The 17,847-nt window shown below is 63.5% G+C and carries 18 protein-coding genes and 2 pseudogenes; 3 read left to right on the top strand and 17 right to left on the bottom strand.

Translation table 11 applies throughout. The annotated features are described in order from the left end of the window. Position 1: 1 nt before the first annotated feature. Positions 2-4,378: a strawberry notch-like NTP hydrolase domain-containing protein gene (locus ABWV23_RS16375; RefSeq protein WP_353349687.1), complete on the bottom strand. Its 4,377-nt coding sequence runs from the start codon at positions 4,376-4,378 to the stop codon at positions 2-4. 179 nt (positions 4,379-4,557) lie between these two features. On the opposite strand from ABWV23_RS16375, the gene ABWV23_RS16370 reads away from it, so the two are divergent. Then, positions 4,558-4,854: a hypothetical protein gene (locus ABWV23_RS16370; RefSeq protein ID WP_353349685.1), complete on the top strand. Its 297-nt coding sequence runs from the start codon at positions 4,558-4,560 to the stop codon at positions 4,852-4,854. Positions 4,855-5,073: 219 nt separating this feature from the next. Here ABWV23_RS16370 and ABWV23_RS16365 read toward each other — a convergent pair whose 3' ends face one another. The 12 genes from ABWV23_RS16365 to ABWV23_RS16310 all read right to left on the bottom strand — a co-directional run bounded on the left by ABWV23_RS16365 (position 5,074) and on the right by ABWV23_RS16310 (position 13,969). Beyond that, positions 5,074-5,775 carry an RES family NAD+ phosphorylase gene (locus tag ABWV23_RS16365; protein WP_353349683.1) on the bottom strand — a complete coding sequence of 234 codons (702 nt, stop codon included), beginning with the start codon at positions 5,773-5,775 and terminating at the stop codon, positions 5,074-5,076. Further along, on the bottom strand, positions 5,772-6,173 hold the full coding sequence (locus tag ABWV23_RS16360) for an MbcA/ParS/Xre antitoxin family protein (protein WP_043872363.1): 402 nt from the start codon (positions 6,171-6,173) through the stop codon (positions 5,772-5,774). The genes ABWV23_RS16365 and ABWV23_RS16360 overlap by 4 nt, the downstream gene beginning before the upstream one ends. Before the next feature lie 65 nt (positions 6,174-6,238). Continuing rightward, a complete protein-coding gene (locus tag ABWV23_RS16355; RefSeq protein ID WP_353349681.1) occupies positions 6,239-6,883 on the bottom strand; it encodes a DUF8835 domain-containing pootine in 645 nt (214 codons plus the stop codon). Further along, positions 6,876-7,295 (bottom strand): hypothetical protein, encoded by a 420-nt coding sequence (locus ABWV23_RS16350; protein WP_097147501.1) that lies wholly within the window; start codon positions 7,293-7,295, stop codon positions 6,876-6,878. The genes ABWV23_RS16355 and ABWV23_RS16350 overlap by 8 nt, the downstream gene beginning before the upstream one ends. Positions 7,296-7,369: 74 nt before the next feature. Continuing rightward, complete coding sequence (locus ABWV23_RS16345; RefSeq protein WP_097147500.1) at positions 7,370-7,567, bottom strand: hypothetical protein; 198 nt, start codon at positions 7,565-7,567, stop codon at positions 7,370-7,372. A gap of 1 nt (position 7,568) precedes the next feature. After that, positions 7,569-7,946, bottom strand: a complete 378-nt coding sequence (locus ABWV23_RS16340; RefSeq protein WP_222257039.1) for a DUF6915 family protein — start codon at positions 7,944-7,946, stop codon at positions 7,569-7,571. A gap of 9 nt (positions 7,947-7,955) precedes the next feature. Then, complete coding sequence (locus ABWV23_RS16335) at positions 7,956-8,447, bottom strand: DUF6878 family protein (RefSeq protein ID WP_353349678.1); 492 nt, start codon at positions 8,445-8,447, stop codon at positions 7,956-7,958. Between the two features lie 101 nt (positions 8,448-8,548). Beyond that, a complete protein-coding gene (locus tag ABWV23_RS16330) occupies positions 8,549-9,067 on the bottom strand; it encodes a DNA repair protein RadC (protein WP_353349676.1) in 519 nt (172 codons plus the stop codon). A gap of 109 nt (positions 9,068-9,176) precedes the next feature. Next, positions 9,177-9,617: a JAB domain-containing protein gene (locus ABWV23_RS16325; protein ID WP_353349674.1), complete on the bottom strand. Its 441-nt coding sequence runs from the start codon at positions 9,615-9,617 to the stop codon at positions 9,177-9,179. 127 nt (positions 9,618-9,744) lie between these two features. Further along, positions 9,745-10,944, bottom strand: a complete 1,200-nt coding sequence (locus ABWV23_RS16320; protein ID WP_353349672.1) for a DUF932 domain-containing protein — start codon at positions 10,942-10,944, stop codon at positions 9,745-9,747. Positions 10,945-11,033: 89 nt separating this feature from the next. Continuing rightward, a complete protein-coding gene (locus ABWV23_RS16315; RefSeq protein WP_353349670.1) occupies positions 11,034-13,325 on the bottom strand; it encodes an AAA family ATPase in 2,292 nt (763 codons plus the stop codon). 239 nt (positions 13,326-13,564) lie between these two features. Beyond that, on the bottom strand, positions 13,565-13,969 hold the full coding sequence (locus ABWV23_RS16310) for a single-stranded DNA-binding protein (RefSeq protein ID WP_090271194.1): 405 nt from the start codon (positions 13,967-13,969) through the stop codon (positions 13,565-13,567). A 425-nt stretch (positions 13,970-14,394) separates the two neighbouring features. On the opposite strand from ABWV23_RS16310, the pseudogene ABWV23_RS16305 reads away from it, so the two are divergent. After that, positions 14,395-14,706: pseudogene (locus tag ABWV23_RS16305) on the top strand (H-NS histone family protein); the annotation flags it as partial. A 23-nt stretch (positions 14,707-14,729) separates the two neighbouring features. Here the strand turns inward: ABWV23_RS16305 and ABWV23_RS16300 are convergent. The 4 genes and pseudogenes from ABWV23_RS16300 to ABWV23_RS16285 all read right to left on the bottom strand — a co-directional run. After that, positions 14,730-15,782, bottom strand: a complete 1,053-nt coding sequence (locus ABWV23_RS16300) for a hypothetical protein (protein ID WP_353349668.1) — start codon at positions 15,780-15,782, stop codon at positions 14,730-14,732. A gap of 188 nt (positions 15,783-15,970) precedes the next feature. Then, positions 15,971-16,135 (bottom strand): hypothetical protein, encoded by a 165-nt coding sequence (locus ABWV23_RS16295; protein WP_164628020.1) that lies wholly within the window; start codon positions 16,133-16,135, stop codon positions 15,971-15,973. Positions 16,136-16,523: 388 nt separating this feature from the next. Beyond that, positions 16,524-16,997 carry a UCP036055 family protein gene (locus ABWV23_RS16290; protein WP_353349666.1) on the bottom strand — a complete coding sequence of 158 codons (474 nt, stop codon included), beginning with the start codon at positions 16,995-16,997 and terminating at the stop codon, positions 16,524-16,526. 99 nt (positions 16,998-17,096) lie between these two features. Next, a pseudogene (locus tag ABWV23_RS16285) lies at positions 17,097-17,549 on the bottom strand (DNA-binding protein); the annotation flags it as partial. 64 nt (positions 17,550-17,613) lie between these two features. Between ABWV23_RS16285 and ABWV23_RS16280 the strand changes: the two are divergent. Continuing rightward, the coding region (locus tag ABWV23_RS16280) for a transposase (RefSeq protein ID WP_353349664.1) at positions 17,614-17,847 on the top strand (234 nt) is incomplete at its 3' end.

Raw genomic sequence — 17,847 nt, 5'->3', positions numbered from 1 at the left:
GTCAACAACCTCCGCGATCATGTAGCCTTGCGACAGGACAACGTGCAAGCAGACGATCCAGTATCGCGACACCATCGGCGTCGGTCGGGCAGAACAGCCGAAGCTTCCAACTGATGATCTCCGAGAAGAAGCCATCGGCCTTGAGCCGATCCTTGGCTGCCTCCGAGAAGCCCGACAGTTCGATCCGGTTCGCGCCCATGACGCGCGAGCGGTGCAATTCCATCCCTTCCGACAGGCGCACCACGGTCTTGCCCTCCAGAACGAGGGCATGGACCTGCGCGGCCGAGAGCTTGGGCGCATCGGCGGCCAGCGTGGTCGCGACCCAGGCAGGCGAGACGCGGCGGCCGATGATGCGCTGCCCGTCATCGGTCTGCAGGCGGTAGACGCGGGTTTCATCCTGGGGGAGCTGCTTCCAGATCGGCAGCAGCAGGCCTGCCACGATGTGCAGCGTGGCTTCGGAGAACTCCGGCACCTCGGCCAGTTCCGCGGTCCAGGCGGCGGAGAAGGCCGCGCGGTCGGCCTCGAGCCAGTGGGTGTCCTCCATGATCTTTGCCGGGACTGTGCTGGCATCGGTCGGGCGGATCAGGCGCAGGCGCGGCTCGATGGTCCCGTCGTCCAGCATGTGACTGGTGGCGGGCACCTGCACCGCGGCCCGGCCCGAGCGGCTGTTGACCAGAAGCCGCGCCTTCGGGTCATCGAGCCAGTCGAGCGCATCTGCGAGGGACGTCGGCTTGTTCCGCCGCTTCTCCGCGATGGTCAGCAGCTGGGTTTCCGCGCCAGAGCCGGGATGGGTGTAGATCACCCGCGCATCCGTGACGCGAAAGCTTTCGGCGCGCAGCGTCTCAAGCCCGAGGTCATAGACCCCGGCAACGATAGCGCCCTCGATCCGTTGATCGAGGAGTTCTTCGAAGGCCAAGAACAGCACAGCCTGCATGTCGATCGTCAGCGCGAGCAGACGATTGAGGAAGGTCGTGATCGGCGGCAGATCGTCCTTCAGCCCGTTGTCATCGGTCAGGCTGAGGCCAGTGGCATCCTCGAAGGCCCCGAGCGAGCAGCCCGCCAGATCGCCGCGATAGATGCGGCGGTAAAGCTGGCGCAGGGCGTCGCGGGCGTAGGGCGACTCGAGGTTATCTTCGGGGCGGAACAACCCCTGGCCTCCGGTCTGGCGCTGGCCGCGCGTGATCGCGCCAAGCGTGTCGAGGCGGCGCGCAATGGTCGACAGAAACCGCTTCTCCGCCTTCACATCGGTGGCCACCGGTCGGAAGAGCGGCGGTTGCGCCTGATTGGTGCGGTTGGTGCGCCCGAGGCCCTGGATCGCCGCATCTGCCTTCCAGCCGGGCTCCAGGAGGTAGTGGACCCGCAGGCGCTGGTTCTTCGCCCCGAGATCGGCGTGATAGCTGCGCCCGGTGCCGCCGGCATCCGAGAAGATCAGGATGCGCTTCTCGCCATCCATGAAGGCTTGGGTTTCCGCGAGGTTCGCGGCACCGGCCCGGTTCTCCACCACGAGCCGTGCCGAATGCCCTTCGCCCGTCCGCACGATGCGCCGCGAGCGTCCGGTAACCTCGGCCACGAGATCCGTGCCGAAGCGCTGGACAATCTGGTCGAGCGCACCAGGGACCGGCGGCAGCGAGGCCAGCCTTTCGATCAGCGCGTCACGACGGCGGACGGCTTCGCGGCACTCCACTGGTTGGCCGTCTCGCGTGACGGGGCGCGACGAGAGATTGCCATCGCTGTCGGTGAAAGGCTCGTAGAGCTGCACCGGGAAGGAATGGGCGAGGTAGTCAAGGACATATTCCCTGGGCGTGATGTCACAGCGGATATCGTTCCATTCGTCGGTCGGGATCTCCGACAGGCGGCGCTCCATCAGCGCCTCACCCGTCGAGACGATCTGGATGACCGCAGCATGATCCGCAGCCAGATCGGCCTCAATGCTGGAAATTAGCGTGGGGGTCTTCATCGAGGTGAGCAAATGGCCGAAGAAGCGCTGCTTGGCGCTCTCGAAGGCTGACCGCGCGGCGGATTTGGCCTGACGGTTCAGCGTACCGCTGTCGCCCATGATGTTCGCGGCTTCCATCGCCGCGGTCAGGTTGTTGTGGATGATGGCGAAGGCCCCGGCATAGGCATCGTAGATGCCGCGCTGCTCAGGGGTCAGCGCGTGTTCGAGCATCTCGTACTCGACCCCGGCATAGGACAGCGAGCGCGCCGTGTAGAGGCCGAGCGCTCGGAGGTCGCGGGCCAGAACCTCCATCGCCGCAACACCGCCCGCCTCGATGGCTTCGACGAATTCCGCCCGGGTCTGAAAGGGGAAATCCTCCCCACCCCAGAGGCCGAGGCGTTGCGCATACGCGAGGTTGTGGACCGTCGTCGCGCCCGTGGCCGAGACATAGACTACGCGGGCATTCGGCAGCTTGTGCTGCAGGCGCAGACCCGCCCTGCCCTGCTGCGAGGCCATGGTATCGCCCCGCTCGCCTTTGCCCCCGGCAGCATTCGCCATGGCATGGCTTTCGTCGAAGAGGATCACCCCGTCGAAATCCGCCCCGAGCCAGTCGACGATCTGGTCGACGCGGGATTTCTTGGCACCCCGTTCTTCCGAGCGCAGCGTCGCATAGGTGGTGAAGAGAATGCCCTCGGTCAGCGGGATGTCGCGGCCTTGGGCAAAGCGCGAGAGCGGCGTGACCAGCAGGCGCTCCTGCCCGAGCGCCGACCAGTCCCGCTGCGCATCTTCCAGCAGCTTGTCGCTCTTCGAGATCCAGAGCGCCTTGCGTCTTCCTCGGGCCCAGTTGTCGAGCAGGATCCCGGCCGACTGACGACCCTTGCCCGCCCCGGTGCCATCACCGAGGAAGAAACCCCGGCGAAAGCGGACGGCGTCAGGGTCATCGTCCTGTGCGGCGGACACCATGTCACCGGTCTCATCGACGGTCCAAGACCCAGTGAGATGCGCGCCATGCGCCTCCCCCGCGTAGATGACGGTCTCGAGCTGCGCGTCGGACAGCAGGCCTTCGCGCAGGACGGCCGGGGGCAGCTTGGGGCGGTACGTGGGTTTCGGAGGTGCGACAGAGGCCATGGCCGCCGATTGCACAAGCTTGGTCGGGTGCGATGCGGCGTCTGGGATGTCGATAGCCTGCAGACGGAAGGTCTCGTAGATCGCGTCGGACAGCCGTGCGGCATCTTCGTCCCCGGCGGCGTCGCGGAGATCGTAGTACAGTTCTTCGGCCTCAATCGGCGTTTCGGGTTTCGCCATTTTAGCCGTAGAGGTCGCGCGCGATCGGCTGGTGGTTGTGTGTGTGGCGCGGGCAGAACTTCCTGGGAAGAGGGAAGAATGGAACAGACCTGCATTTGCGGCCTGTTCCAGTTCGAGGCGCGGCGGAACCTCTGCAGTGACCCGGGACATCAGATGCGCCACGTCCCTAGACATGGGTTGGCGCAGGTCTGCGGTGGTGCCGCCCGGCTCGCCGCCGCGGCATTTGTCGAAGACAGAAATCCGCGTCTCGAAGCTGGTGCCGTGCTTGGCGAAAGCGGCGCCCGACACCGCGCTGGTGAAGACGAGATGGGCGGTCTCGGTCAGACGGCCGAAGGTCTCGGCCGAGGCCGGCGCATCCGGCGCGAAACCGGCCCCTGTGATGGCGACGAGCCGCCCGCCGGGGGCCAGGCGCGCGAGCGACGAGCGCAGATGCCGGGCCGTCGCCTCGGTCGACCGACCATCGACATTGGCTTGGGCCGAGAAGGGCGGGTTCATCAGGATGACGCTCGGGCTTGAGGAGGCGTCGAGATGATCATCGATCTGCGCGGCATCGAACCGGGTGACCGGTCGGCCCGGGAAAAGCAGCCGAAGGAGATCGACGCGGGTTTCGGCCAGCTCGTTCAGCGAAAGATTGCCGCCCGCGATCTCGGCAAGGATCGCCAGGAGCCCGGTCCCGGCAGACGGCTCGAGGACCAGGTCGCGGGGCGTGATCTGTGCTGCCGCCAGTGCCGCCAGTCCCATGGGCAAGGGCGTGCTGAATTGCTGAAACCGCTCCATCTCTTCCGACCGCCGGGTGTGCGTGGGCAAGAGACCTGCCACCTTGGCGAGGATCGGCAACAGCGCCGCAGGCGAGCCGGCACGCGCAAGCAGCGCCCGACCGAACTTTCGCAGGAAGAGGATCAGCGCCACCTCGCCCGCCTCATAGGCGAGCTTCCAGTCCCAGGCACCGGTCGCATCGGAACCGCCAAAGGCGCGCTCCATCTCGAAGCGCAGGCGCAGCGCGTCGATCTGAAGCCCTTGCGCCAGATCGGGCTGCAGCGCTTCGGCAACAGCAACGATCGCAGAGGCAGGATTTGCTGCCAACGAGACAATGGGCGCAGGCAAGGACGCCTGCGCAACAGGGGCAAGATGGGTCATCGGGAAACTCCGGAATGAAGGACAGGATCAGGCCCGGACACCCTCTCTCGGGCAGCCTCGGACCCGATCTTTCCCGGCCTCTCTCTCCCTCTCGCACCAAGGTGTTCCCGACGCTTGGCTTGATTTTGTTCTTGCTATGTTCTATTTAGAACCAAGCCAGAAAGGGGGGGGGTTCCACCATGGAAAGCACCAAGCACGCTCTGCCCGTAACGCCCAAGCAGATTGCCTATGCGCGGTCGCTCGCCCTGCGCAACCGGACGCTCCTGCCCTGGGAGGTTCAGCAAGACCGGCGATCTTTGAGCGCTTGGATCGAGGCTCAGGCCCGGCTGAAGCCTGTATCGGACATGGACCGGCTGCCCACGTCCAAGCAAGTAGCCTTCGCGGAGAAACTCGCCCGGATCAAACGGCGCGCCGTTCCGGACGAATGCTTCCGCGACAAGGGGCTCATGTCGAAGTGGATCGACGGGAATAAGTGATGGGTGTCAGTTGGTGGATGGCGAGTCGGCGCACGAATCCACCAAGGCTTCCTTCCGCCTACGAAACGCTGCTCGTAGTGCGTCGGTCGGTGGGGGCGGACAGTCCAACGCCTCAAAGAACGGCTGATGGTCACATGGCTTCAAGTTCGTGACGTCCGCGCTGTTGTCGTTTGCCTGTTTCATTTTTCGGACCCCCAAAGGCGCATGCGCTGTAACTTGTCAGCCGACAGCCGCAATCGAGTAGTGCGGTGTCCCATCCCACACAAGATCCCAAGACGCGCCCGGACGAACGTTCTGAATTGCGTGGGGTTCGAAGCAGACCAGGCAATTCCCGCCCGGTGCAGGAGCCCGGACCGAAGGGTAAATCAGGCCCTTGGATCCGCCCCGACGCAGATGCTGTGCCAGGCTTTGGCCCTCGGGATACCCGACAGCCGGATCCGGATGCAGCGCCGGATGATCTGCCTCACCGGTCATGTCATCGAAGACGCCGATGAAGTCGGCCAGCAATTCCACATAGCGGGCGCTATCGTGGAAGCTGCCGGTAAAGCCGAGTTCGCGTGTGCGGTGCCAGGCCACTTCGCTGACAGAAACCCTCACATCCCATGCGCAGTACCACGCGCCGCGCTCCTCGGCGTTGAAGCGGTTTCCGCCGACGCGGGTGTAAGTGAAGGCTGCGTTGACGTGACTGTCCCCATAGATGCGCAGATCGCGGCTGCGGCGTTGCCAAGCGAGTTCGCGCGGGTCCAGATGCGGGTTGCGCCCGCGTTCGGCCTGTAGACGCCCACTGGTCAGGCCCTCGATCTCTGCCAAGATCTCCATCTCGTCATCGGTATCGACGAGACCGCGCAGCGATGGTGGCTTGTGGTAGGTGGCGGGCAGGAGACGAACGAGACCGCGATCGGAAATCTCAGTCTGCTTCATGCCCCACCACGCAACGCATCAAGATAGGTCCGAACCGCGAGGATCTGCGGCAAACCCCCGTCGATGGCGGTGTCGACTGGTCGGCTTCCACCAAAGAGCGGCCCCTTGTTCGGTCGGGTGAACCAGCTTTTTGCCAGCGGCTCCGAGAAGTAGAGTTCGAGCGACTTGAAGATGCCAATTACAGCGCTGAGCCGCAGCAGTTGGTCCTTGGTGAGCTCTCCGGCGAAATCCGGCTTCTTGGCGCGCTTCCATGTGCTCTCTGACATGTCGGCAAGGCCAGCCGCTTCCTTGAGACTGAGACCCCAAGCATCGGCCACGCGTGCATAAGCTTTCAACGCGACGGTGTTGATCTGTGCGGGTTCCCGGATTTTCTCTGCAACGTACATGGCGTCCTCCATTGGCTTTAATATAGTCCATATGGACTTACTGTAAAGATCAAATGAACCTTGCGCTTTGATCACTGTTACCCGAACCGCCGCCCTCCTTCCGTGAACGTATACTCGTTGACGATGATCCCCTCCTCGATGGCCTCGTCCGAGGTGAGGTGGTCGTATTCGGCTTCGAGCTGGCGGTAGAGCCAGCGGGCCAGATCGCGCAGCGCCTCGGTCACGAGCTCCTCGGCGTCCTCGGTCGGCGGCTGCCACCTCGGACTGTCCCGCGTGACGTCGATCGACATGGTGTATTCATGGTAGTAGCGGCCACGGTGGCTGGCCTCGGCGGCGAGTTGGTAGAAGTTTCGCCGCTGGATGGCCTGCAGACGGTCGGCGATGCCATGCAGCGTCGCGTCGGTCGGGGCGTAGTCCCGGATGCGCGTGGCCGCGCCCTTGGCGTGGGACCAGTAGCCCTCGAAGCAGGCGCCGTCGCCCTGGCTCCAGAAACCGGAAAACCAGATGCAAGGCTTGGCCCGCGCCCCGCCACCCATCAGGCGGACGGCGGTGGTCTTCAGGCAGATGCCGAGGATTTCGCAGACCCGCTCGAAATCCTCGTAGACCGCATCCCACCAGTCGTCGTGGGGTCCAAGGTCGCGATACCAGTTGCGGGCCTTCTCCTTGGCGGCCTCCGAGAGTTCGGGGAACTGGTAGACCGTGGTGCAGATCACCTCAGGCATCGACGTCCTCCCCGTTCAGGGCGGCGGCCAGCCACTCTTGCGTGCTGATCCAGCCGATGGATTTGCGGGCACCGAGATCGATGACATGCGCGCCGCCGCCGAAGGCATCGAGGCGGGGCCGGGAGCAGGTCAGGGCGTATTGGAAGCCCCAGAGGCCGATGAGGTCGAGCTCGTCCGCCAGGCGCAGCACGAAGCGGATGACGGCTTCGACATCGCCGTGGTCGTCGTCATGGATCCAGAGGGCGCTGCCCTCGGGCGCGTCCTGGCGCACGAGGTCGAAGCCCGCGACCTCCGGGTCGTCGGCGTCCTGATCCGCAGCGCGGAGTTCCTGAAACAGGGCGAGTGCGCGGGCGGCGTTGTCGGGGGTGCCGACGTCGAGCAGGCATGAGAAATGGGTGAAGTAATCCGCCATGGGAACCTCCTGAATGGGGAAGACCCGGCAGAGCGGCCGGGCGTTGTGTCGGGATGAAGGGGTGGTTGGGGCGATCAGCCGGTTGGTGTGTCGCCCGCCGCCTGTCGCGCGGTATGCTCGCAGAGCATCTGCCGGTAGAAGCGCTTGCGCGCGGCCCGGAAGCCGCGAACCGCGCGCGTGTCGGGATGCAGCGCCCGGACCGCTGCCCGCAGGACCGTATAGGGCGACGCCGTCGCCGGCAGGCCGAGGCGCTGATAGGCCGGATCGGTCATCTCAGCTGACCTCGACCACGGGCGAGGCGAGATGCGGATCGACCAGGGCCTCGATCCGCGCGGTCCGGCCCATCCACGGCTCTGGCCGGATGGCCTTCACCCAGTCGGCAAAACTCGGGATGAAGCCGAGGTCCTCCTTCACATGCTGCTCGCCGACCCAGCGGGTCGGGATGATGCGTCCGGTCGAGAGCGTGAGGGTCGGGCCGAAAATCGTCTCAGCCATGAAGATGCCCTCCGCATGGTGACGCAGCGCCCGGTGCCGGAAGTCGGCGGTGATCTCCTTGCTCTGGTCGAACCAGGCATGCACCGCCATGAAATCGTCGACCGTGCCGCCCCATTTCTTCACCGAGGAGAGGGCGTGGTGATAGGGATGTGCCATCGCCGCCCCTCAGAAATCGTGAGTGTAGAGTTCAGACGAGGTGAAGCGCTCGTTGAACTCAAGGTGGATGCAGCGGGCGGCCGCGTCGAAGCAGAACTCGCCCCAGGCACCGTCGTTGTTCTCCCAGCCACCATGGGTGTCGGAGAGGAAGTCGTAGGCCAGTTGCTCGACGACATCTTCGAGCGAGAGCTGCCGCATCTCGACCTCGGGGTCGTCCGAGGTCAGCGCGGCGTAGTCGATCTCGGTCGCGGGGAAATCGACGGCGGTCTCCCCGGACCACGCGCCGATGCTTTCGATCTGGCCGCTGTCCCCGGCCCCGTCGAAGGTCACGGTGACATGGGTGATGCCGGCGGCCGTGAGGCCGTCGAAGAGGCGATCCTTGTTGCCGGGGCGCAGCGCTTCGATCCGGGCGTTGCGTTCGGCATGCGCCGCGAAGATCTGCGCCATGTCGACGGACGAGAGTGCCATCGGCGGCGTGAGGGTGGGTTCAGTCAGGGTCATCTTGTGTCTCCGGTAAGGGGAAGAGATCGGAGCAGGCTGAGGCGATCTCTCTCCCCCGGACGAACTCCAAATTCCCCCTGCCCTCCTCTGTCTCTCGGGCGTCACGCAGCGATCTGCAGCGCCCGGGCGGCGAAGGCGCGCCAGAGCGGGTCGACGAGCCGCGCATCCAGAAGATCGGCGCGGTGGCGCAGCCGAACTGCCAGATCGGGCTCACCCCAGGCGGCCGCACGGCCTGCTTGCGCGCGCAGCTGGCTTGCCTCGGTCACGACGTCCCGCGCCTCGGTCGCGCTCGTCACCGGGTGGCACCAGGCGACAGCGTGGTCGCTGGCGGCCCCGGCCAGCACAAGGCGTTCGTCGCGGTCGAGGATGGCCAGAAGCTGGGGCGGAGCATCCGGGACGATGCCCTCGGCATGGTCGATCGCGCCCTGCATGGCCTCGGCCAGAGTCGCAAAGCGGGAAAGGATCAGCGGCGCGGCCCGGCCCGACATGAGATCGGCCGGCGCGCGGCGCGACAGGGTCAGGGCAAAGGGGCGGTTGGGGTCTGTCTCGCCTGAAGGAAAATGCGGCGGAACGCCCCGTGCTTGGGCGGTCGGCTGGATTGGCAAGGGCAGGTCAAACATGGGAAGATCTCCGACGGCGCGGGAAGCCGCTCTCCCCGCTTCATCCGTCAAAGACCAAACCGCCGCCCTCTTCCTCGAAGGGGCGACGGTGATATATCTGGCCGCAGCGTCAGAGCTTGCCGAGGGCCCGCAAGCTCAGCTCGGTCCCGGCGCCGACGATGATGTGGTCGTGCAGCGTCAGGCCGAGATACTTGCACCCCTTCTGGATCTCCTTGGTCATGCTGAGATCAGCCTCCGACGGCGTCGGATCGCCCGAGGGGTGGTTGTGGATCAGGATCAGGGCGCTTGCGTTCAGCATCAGCGCCCGCTTGATCACCTCGCGCGGATAGACCGGGACATGGTCGACCGTGCCGGTCGAGAGAAGCTCATCGGAGATGATGCGGTTCTTGCGGTCGAGGTAGAGCACGTGGAAGCGCTCGACCGGTCCGCGGACGGTGAGCGCGCAATAGTCCAGCAGCGCCTGCCAGCTGCCGATGACCGGGTTCTGGCTTAGGTATCGGCCGAGGATGTCACGGGCCTCGAGGATGACAGTTTCTTCCTGGGGGGTCATGGAGGTTCTCGCTGATTGCGCAGGCCGAAGCCCCTTGCCCTCTCGGGGCGGGGCCAGTGGCGTGCCTGTGGAAGGGGAAAGTGCGACCGCCGCCGCGCGCGAGGCGGTCGCGTTGTCGGGCCCGGCGTCAGCCGACCCGGTCGAGGAGCTTCTTGGCGCGCCCTTCCATGTCGAGGCGCGCATCCTGCTGGGTCTTGTCGCGCGCAAGCCGCGTGATGCCCTGCACGAAATCGAAGATGCTCTCGGGCGGGCGGCCCTCTTCCATCAGCACCTTCTCGATGATCTTGCCGGACTCGGCTTTCGAGAAGCCGCGCTTCCTCAGGAAATCCGCACGATCTTCGTCGCTGCGCGCCACGATCTGCTGCCGCGCCGCCTTGATGCCATTCACGAAGCCCTGCGGCGAGGAATTGGCAAATCGCGTCAGCGCCGGGGCCGCCTCATGGGCGAAGCGCGAGGCGGCGTATTTCGAGTGCCGGATCTTGATCTCCTGGAAATCCTCGACGCCCCACAGGTTGCGGTTCTGACACACTGCCCGCAGGTAGAAGCTCGCCATGCCGAGGGTCTTGGCCCCCACCTCGGAATTCCAGCAATAGAATCCTCGGAAGTAGAGGTCGGGGGAGCCGTCCGGCAGACGGCCTGCCTCGATCGGGTTGCGGTCGTCGACAAGAAACAGGAAGACGTCGCGGTCCGAGGCATAGAGCGTGGTTGTGTCGCGGCTGATCTCGACATCGGGGTTGTAGACCCCGGTCGACCAGTCGAGCACGCCCGGCACCTTCCAGCGCGTGTCGCCCGTGCCATTGCCCGCGATGCGCTGCACCGACTCGACCAGTTCATGGTCATGGATACGGCCATAGTCGGGGCCGGTCACCGCACGCAGTTCGATCCGGCCGTCTTCCGTCTCGAAGGTCTTCACCTGCTCGGCGCGGTGGTTGGTCAGGCCGTATTGCAGGTTGATCCCTGCCAGCGGCGCGGGCAGCTGGCGCAGGTAGGAGGCAGGAGCGCCGACGATGCTGGCCAGTTGGCCGAAGGCCCAATGGGTGGGCGCGACAGGCTCTTGCGCTTTCGGCAGCATCAGGTGCAGCCGCTCGGGGTTGTCGCGCGCGGCCTCGACGCGGATGTCAGCCGTCTGCACCACGCGGCTGCGGCTGCGATCGGAGCGGCCCTTCACATTGGCCCAGAGGTCATCGAGCGACAGATACCGCTCGTCATCCGGCCGGTTGAACCATTCGGACGACACCCGCCCGTTCCGCTCACCCCGGCTCACATCCACTTTCCAGCCACCTGCCCGCGTCGGTGCGACCGGTTCCAGAACTTCCACAACGCCCATCGGCTATCTCCCGCGACGGGCGCCGGAAGCCACTCTCCCAGCCCTCAACCCGTCACCGGGAAACCGGCACTCCTTTCACTCTCAAAAGGTCACCGCCGCGAAGCAAATAGTAGTGCTCGCTCCGCGAAATCAGTCAATTCGGCATCATTGATCGCGGCCGTTTGCCAGGCGGGGTTCGTATCGTGGTGGAAAAGGTTCGCATACCCGAGCAACGCTCTTAGTTCCACAATGTCGCCAGCCGACAATATCTCGTTGTTCCCGCCTACGCGCTGTTCGCACAATCCGAGGAAGGGACCAAGAAGCGTTCCCGGCGGAAAATACTCGGGATACGCAACACGCATAAAGGCTTCCAGAATTGGTCGAAGCGCCGCAGCAATCTGACGTTCTTTGTCGGGATCAGCTGCCTGTAAATAACCTCTGACGAGTTCATGGCGCTTGTCATGTTCCGAGATACTATCGTTACGAACATCCCAAACAGTAATCTCCGAACCGACAGCAGCCCGGTTGATGCGCAGTGCCGTCGAAACGTTCCGGTCAGACTGTTCCCACAGGTTGCACAAAAAAGACTTCGAATGGGACAGCATGATCACTTGCTGCACTCTTGCAGTCAGCGCCATGATTTCTTCGCGTGTCCGCAGGGTGCGGTGTTCGTCTAGACTGGTCATTGGATCATCGATGACTACGATCTTGTTCGCGAGGTCGGGGTCCTGATCCAGCGATGCAAAGAAGAAAGCCAGAGCAAGCGTGTTCCTGTCTCCCGCGCTCAACGTATTTCGGAAAGACGGCCCCTGGTCTGCCGTAACGTTGACGTTTTGCTGGTTGATGACGACGCAGTAAGACGCGGATGAGCCGGAGCGATTGTTGACGGACTGGACGTCCCCCAAACGAAAGGATGCCGCAAAGCGCCGCAGGTATTCGTTGATCGCGGTCTCGTAGGCAGGAAAAATCTGTTCCCGATACTGGTCGAGCGCCGCGCGAGCTTGGGTGCGGAGAGTTTCCGTTGCCGCCTTGGCGGTCTTTTCTGCCGTGTAGGCATCGCAGTGCGGCATGACGGTGGGATCGAAGCGGGCCTGCTGCGCCTTCAACTTCGCCAGGTCATTGGTCAGAGCCGCGAGATCATCGGCTTGCGCCTGTTCCTTCACAATATCAAGCCGCGCGTTGACGGCACCGAGACGCTGGGACAGAGCAGCTACTTCTGCAATGCGCGCGCGAAAGTCCATTACGGCCTGACGAACCTCGGGCGAAAGTGCCATGCGATCCAGAGGCGCAGCGGCCTTAGCGCGAAGCTGCTCCAGCACCCCCTCGCGGGCAGCGTTCCACTGACGGGCGATTGCGGCGGTATCGACATCGATTTCCGGTAGGTCAGCGAAGTCCTTCCAGAATTCGTGAGCCTGAGCAGCGGTGCGAATGTCACGCTCGAAGGCAGACGGAATGTCTCCGGCATGCGTATCGCGTATCGAAACGCCTGTCTGCCTGATGGCAGACTTCAGGTCTTCGTAGGCTTGACTAAAATAGGCTCGGTAGTGAGCAATCACATCGGAGCGGCCGAGGTCCTGAGCACAGAAGGGGCAAATCTCCTCGTCAAGACCCTCGGACACCGGTTCGATACGTGCCATGCCGTCTGAGACCCAGCCCTCGCCGCCGCGTCCGAGCTTTGCGATGTGCGCGCGAACTCGATCGGCGGCAGCAGCATCAAGGTCGGGCAAGCTGCGATCCAGCACGGCGTCAATTGCATCGAAATCGAAATCCGGCAGACCGATTTCCTGAAATCCTGGTCGCTGACGTATCGCATCAGCGGAGCGTGCAGCAGCCAGACGGCGCTCTGCGTCCTGAATCTTCGCGTCGATGGCCGGGTCTTGCTCCAGACTACAATAGGTATCGACCTTGTACGGGCCCCGCGCGTTCGCAGGTATCGCGTCAGACAACTCGCGAAGTCTGGTATTGTGTTCTTCGATGCGTGTGACATGGCCTTGAAGTGTGCTGTTCAGCGCAACGCCCTGGGCCCCCAAAATAAGCTCATGCAGGTTCTGGCGATGTGCCGTCTGTAGCTCGATGCCGGAACAGACGTTCGCAGAGACAAAAGCGTCATCGAATATGGCAACCTGCGGCAGCGGCTGTGTCCAGGCACCGTTGAGAAAGACGCTTTGCCCACCTGCATGACCGATAACAACGTGGGGCGGGTGCTGCGCTCCAAGCCTGTGCCGGTCCGTGACCAAGCTGGGATTGTTCGTTGCAAGAGAGCGCAGAACAGCGGCGATCGTCGTCTTCCCGCGACCGTTTTCACCATAAATTAGGGAGAACGGGGTCAGGGATGTCTGCGGCGGCGGGCTGACACTATCGAACTGACCAATATTTCTAAGGAGTTGAATACGTTCAATCATTTTCCACTTTCACAGATGAACCTCACCGGGCTTCCAAATATGTGCGCTAAATTGCGAAGATGACGGGCATCGGTCATGCGCCGGGCATCCAAGCGAAACTTGCACAATCGCACTCTAATTCGGGCGGTCGGCTTGTAGAAGATGTGCTGTGACGATAGCTGGCAATACGACTGCCCGATCAAGTTTTTTTCCGAACCCGGCGGGTTTTCCCACCGGGCCCGAGGGGGAGACCCCGTTCCTCAGAACGGGATCTCGTCGTCGCGGTCGACCAGCTCGGGGTTTTCGTTCTCGGCCGACTTCGGGCGGCTCAGGAAATCGACCTTCTCGGCGATGATTTCGCAGCCGTAGCGGTCGTTGCCCATGCTGTCGATCCACTTGGTGTAGTGGATGCGGCCGTGGACGAGGACCTTCATGCCCTTTTCGCAATGCTCCGCGACCGTCTTGCCGAGACCGTTGAAGCAGGTGATGCGGTGCCATTCCGTGTCCATCACCCGGTAGCCGTTCTCGTCGCGCAGGACGCGACCTTCCGAGAGACGGGGGCGGGAGGTGGCGAGGCTGAAGTTGGTGATCTTGGTGCCGCCCTGGGTGGTGCGGACTTCGGGGGTCTGACCGATGTTGCCGGCGAGGATGACGATGTTCTGCATGGTAAGCTCCTGTGTGTCCTGTCTTCGGGACCGTCCCTTCGACAAGACCCGGGAAAAGCCCGTCGGGTGACGCGTGCACGGTGGACGGAACGGACGCCGGAAACCCCCAGAGGACCGGGGCGGAGCGGGCAGCCCCATAGGGGCAACACGGCCCGGACTGACGCGGGGTTGCGCGCAGGAGCCCGAACGGGATTAGGGGATTGTCAGTCGAAGGGATGGCCCAGAAGACAGAGATGCGCGGGGAGCCCATGCCAGACCCAGTTACCTTGCCCATCGGGACAGCCTGACCCCCAGTTCCGCAGCTCACTAGCGACGACGACGGCGATCACCAGCCTTTGCCACCCCTGCCCTTGCCTTCCGGGAGTTGCGGCAGCCTGCCGCGACGGGCTATCGATACCGGGACATTCAGGACATGGACTGCATCAATGGCTGATTACGATCTCGAGGCACTGTCGCTCGGCGAGCTGAAGAAAATGCAGAAGGACGTCGCCAAGGCGATTTTCACATTCGAGGATCGGCAAAAGGCGGAAGCCCGCGCCAAGGTGGAAGCTCTCGCCCGGGACCTGGGCTACTCCCTTGCCGAACTTGTCGGACCCGAGACGAAATCCTCCCGTGCACCAGCCGCTGCGAAATACCGGCACCCTGAGAACCCGGCACTTACGTGGTCCGGTCGTGGGCGCAAACCGCAGTGGTTCGTGGAGGCGCTGGAGGCAGGGAAGTCGAAAGACGATCTAGCCGCATTAAGCTGTCTGCTGCTCGATCATTCGGATTTTGATCGGACGACCTCGGGGAGGTCAAACTCAAACTCCTCGCGTTTCGGCCCCATCACCCGTGTCGGCAGATTGGGGTCAGGTGCTTGGCCCCGGTGATGCCCTTTGACCAGAACGACTTTGCCGCTTCGGTAGTGCCGCTCATGCTCGGACACCCAATGACGAACAGGGCCGTTCCGCGCCTCAAGCGTCTGCCTCTCGAATTCGAGGCGAGCGGTTCTTTCCGCCATGTGCGCAGCGGCCTGCGGGCCGATCCGGATCGTCAGATGTGATTTCTGGGCGCCAAGGATCCACGACTTGCCAAACTTCCGGGCAGTCTTGGTGTCCTTGACGGTGAAGGTTTCGGTTTCCGTTGGGATGATCCCGCCAAGATCCGGTGAGACCAGCATTGCAAACAGAGCGTAGGGAATGAACAGGTCATACCCAGTTTCAACCTGGTGCACCGTGCGGCGGCCTTGGATCATTTCCATCGTATCGCCGCTCCGAACGCGGAAATCGACCACCGATCGGCTCAGCTCGACCTCGACGTCGTCATAGTTCAGCTGTCCTGTCGGTGTCCGCTTGACGAGCAGCGCACAGATCGGATCGACAACACGCGAGCTCTCACGGCGGTGGAACATCGTAATGCGCAGATGGCCCTCGTTGCGGTCGTCCAGGAGATAGCCGCGTAGGCCCGTGCCCAAAGGCTTTTCATCGTGCCGGGTCACAGGTGAAGCGCGCTCAAATCGTGCAACGCCCAGCTCGCGATCGTCGAACTCTACCCAAACGACGGAACCGGGAAGTTTCACCTCACCGAGGATCGCCATGGCGGGCACCCCAGCTTCCTCTGCCTGCCTCGAGACGGCATCGTGAAGTGTGTCAGTGTAGGCGGCCGCTTGGTGATCGAGCAGGAACACCTTGGCCCGCTGCAGCGCTTCAAGCGCGTAAACGCGGAACTGCCGCAGGTCGTCGGACGGTGCGAAGTGCCATATCAGATCGTCTTTAGGACCCGACTTACCCGCGAGCGACGATCCGTATAACGAAATCAATGATTTATATAGCATTCCATCGAACCCCGCGCCGTTTTGTTCAACTTCCGACGAACGCTTTCGATGATCAAGCGACTTCCAAGGACGCGCCGCCGACGACGTGGCGGCGCTTCCGTACGGTCGACCGGAGCGGTTGACCGGGGCGCAAGGCCCGGATCGGGGACCCTGCCCCGATGCCGAGCTCTCGGGAGAACCCGTGGGCATCATGCCCACGGGTCGACCTCAGCGATCACTTGAACCTCGTCGCCGTCGATTTCATCCGCGGGGACGGCGCCATAGGTTCCATCACCGGCCTGGAAGACGACGATCGAGACCATGAGCGTGGCGGCGAGAGAGGCGGCGAAGGCGTGAGCATCTTTGCGGGACATCTGTTTGGCTCCTGTCTTGGAGGCGGAGGACCATCCCCCGCGCGACAGGACCCCGCAGGCCCGAAGACTGGCTGACATCACCGGGTGCGTTCGGCTCGTCCGAATCCACCCGGCGGCACGGGCTCGCCCGTAGTCCGACCCCTCGCGGGTTGATCTCGAAGACGGGATTCGGGGCAAGGAAGGGAATGGCGAGCGGGGGATGGTGCGACGGCTGACTGGAGCCGGGTGTCCCGCTGATGCCATCGGTGCCAGCCTCCCGGGCAGGCTTTTCAAGGAATACGTCATTCCGTGTTGGATTGGATTCTATGGTGCCCCGCGATCTCGCGGGAAAGGGTCGTGATGGGTGAGAGGCCCGCGCTTTGGCGGGCCCCTTGGGTTCTACATGGGCTCAGGCAGCAAGCTCCGCGCCCCCTGCCCTATCGCCGTCCTCGCTGCCGACGATCTCCAGCCGCGCGTTGCGATAGCCTTCTTTGGCGATCCAGAGTTCAGCAGCCGTGACAGACTCGGCCAGGTGGAGCAGCTCCGTGCAACCGCCGAAATCCAGCAGGACACGCACCTGCCCAGGCTGTGGTTCCTCAGCGACCTCGAAGGTCAAGGCACTGTCAGCCGAATGAGTCCGCATGATCGTCACGAGAATGACCCCGTCCGAAGAGAAGTTCCCCTCGTGCAGCGTGAACGACGCCGGCGCAGTCCAGGTCGGATAGGGTCGCGGCGGCTCCTTCTTGACAAGACGGCCGACGCCGTTCGAGCGTTCCCAGGCCGCGAGCTTCTTTGTGAACCGGGCGGGCGGTTTCGTTGTGCTATCGGTGTAGCGAATGAGCGCGCCCAGGGGCGCGGTTTCGAGAATGGTGGTTGCAGACATGATTCCTCATCCTGAATGCGTCATTTTGCATTCATCTTATTGATATTGTTATATTTTATTTGATTGAGGGCGGGTTTCCCCGCCCTCGGATGGCGCGGATCACTCGGCAGCCATCATCGACGCATCATCACCCGGCAGGTCAGCGGTGAGGAAGGCGGGAAGGTCGACATCCTCGGTCTGACTGGCGTCGGAAACGGGCTCAGGCGCCCCCTGCCCTTCCGCACCGTCGAGTGCTACCAGGTCGTGACGGCGAAGAACCTCTGGCAACCAACCGCTGCCTTTCAGCAGACGCTCGGCTTCGGTCGCCATCTCGCCCTTCTTCAGGTGATCGAGGAGTTGCGCCGTCCCCTCCCCTTTCGCCTCGCGCACGGCCTCGAGGATCCGTGCCTTGGGCACGCGGTTCAGGTAGGTATCGACCGTCGGCTCCCAACCCGCCTCGACCATGTCGAGACCTGTCGCCTGTGCGACCAAGTCGGACTGGGCCATCCGCTTGGTCAAACCGCTGGCGGAGATACCGGCACCATAGGGGTTCACCTTCTCATGGAGCGCGTTGTGGACCTGTCGCGGTTTGATGCCGCTCCTTTGATAGCATTTACTGCAACAAAGGAGACTGGCTATGGGACTGAAACGGACGGACGAATTCCGCAAGGACGCGGTGCGGATCGCGTTGACCAGTGGGCTGACGCGCAGGCAGGTGGCTGACGATCTGGGTGTCGGCATGTCGACGCTGAACAAGTGGATCACGGCAAACCGAGAGACGGACGTGGTGTCGAAAGAGGATTTGAGCCTCATCCAAGAGAATGATCGGCTGCGCCGCGAGAACCGCATTCTCAAGGAGGAAAGGGAAATC

It is taken from the genome of Aquicoccus sp. SU-CL01552, assembly GCF_040365005.1.
Lineage (GTDB): Bacteria > Pseudomonadota > Alphaproteobacteria > Rhodobacterales > Rhodobacteraceae > Antarcticimicrobium.
Note: the sequence above shows the minus strand (reverse complement) of the source record. Positions and strands in the feature narration are given on the sequence as shown.

Coding starts and splice junctions, on each gene's coding strand:
- ABWV23_RS16330 (WP_353349676.1), bottom strand. CDS start 9,067: ATGTTTGACCTGCCCTTGCCAATCCAGCCGACCGCCCAAGCACGGGGC.
- ABWV23_RS16310 (WP_090271194.1), bottom strand. CDS start 13,969: ATGCAGAACATCGTCATCCTCGCCGGCAACATCGGTCAGACCCCCGAA.
- ABWV23_RS16365 (WP_353349683.1), bottom strand. CDS start 5,775: ATGAAGCAGACTGAGATTTCCGATCGCGGTCTCGTTCGTCTCCTGCCC.
- ABWV23_RS16350 (WP_097147501.1), bottom strand. CDS start 7,295: ATGGCGGATTACTTCACCCATTTCTCATGCCTGCTCGACGTCGGCACC.
- ABWV23_RS16355 (WP_353349681.1), bottom strand. CDS start 6,883: ATGCCTGAGGTGATCTGCACCACGGTCTACCAGTTCCCCGAACTCTCG.
- ABWV23_RS16345 (WP_097147500.1), bottom strand. CDS start 7,567: ATGACCGATCCGGCCTATCAGCGCCTCGGCCTGCCGGCGACGGCGTCG.
- ABWV23_RS16300 (WP_353349668.1), bottom strand. CDS start 15,782: ATGCTATATAAATCATTGATTTCGTTATACGGATCGTCGCTCGCGGGT.
- ABWV23_RS16360 (WP_043872363.1), bottom strand. CDS start 6,173: ATGGAGGACGCCATGTACGTTGCAGAGAAAATCCGGGAACCCGCACAG.
- ABWV23_RS16340 (WP_222257039.1), bottom strand. CDS start 7,946: ATGGCACATCCCTATCACCACGCCCTCTCCTCGGTGAAGAAATGGGGC.
- ABWV23_RS16375 (WP_353349687.1), bottom strand. CDS start 4,378: ATGACCCATCTTGCCCCTGTTGCGCAGGCGTCCTTGCCTGCGCCCATT.
- ABWV23_RS16290 (WP_353349666.1), bottom strand. CDS start 16,997: ATGTCTGCAACCACCATTCTCGAAACCGCGCCCCTGGGCGCGCTCATT.
- ABWV23_RS16295 (WP_164628020.1), bottom strand. CDS start 16,135: ATGTCCCGCAAAGATGCTCACGCCTTCGCCGCCTCTCTCGCCGCCACG.
- ABWV23_RS16315 (WP_353349670.1), bottom strand. CDS start 13,325: ATGATTGAACGTATTCAACTCCTTAGAAATATTGGTCAGTTCGATAGT.
- ABWV23_RS16320 (WP_353349672.1), bottom strand. CDS start 10,944: ATGGGCGTTGTGGAAGTTCTGGAACCGGTCGCACCGACGCGGGCAGGT.
- ABWV23_RS16370 (WP_353349685.1), top strand. CDS start 4,558: ATGGAAAGCACCAAGCACGCTCTGCCCGTAACGCCCAAGCAGATTGCC.
- ABWV23_RS16335 (WP_353349678.1), bottom strand. CDS start 8,447: ATGACCCTGACTGAACCCACCCTCACGCCGCCGATGGCACTCTCGTCC.
- ABWV23_RS16325 (WP_353349674.1), bottom strand. CDS start 9,617: ATGACCCCCCAGGAAGAAACTGTCATCCTCGAGGCCCGTGACATCCTC.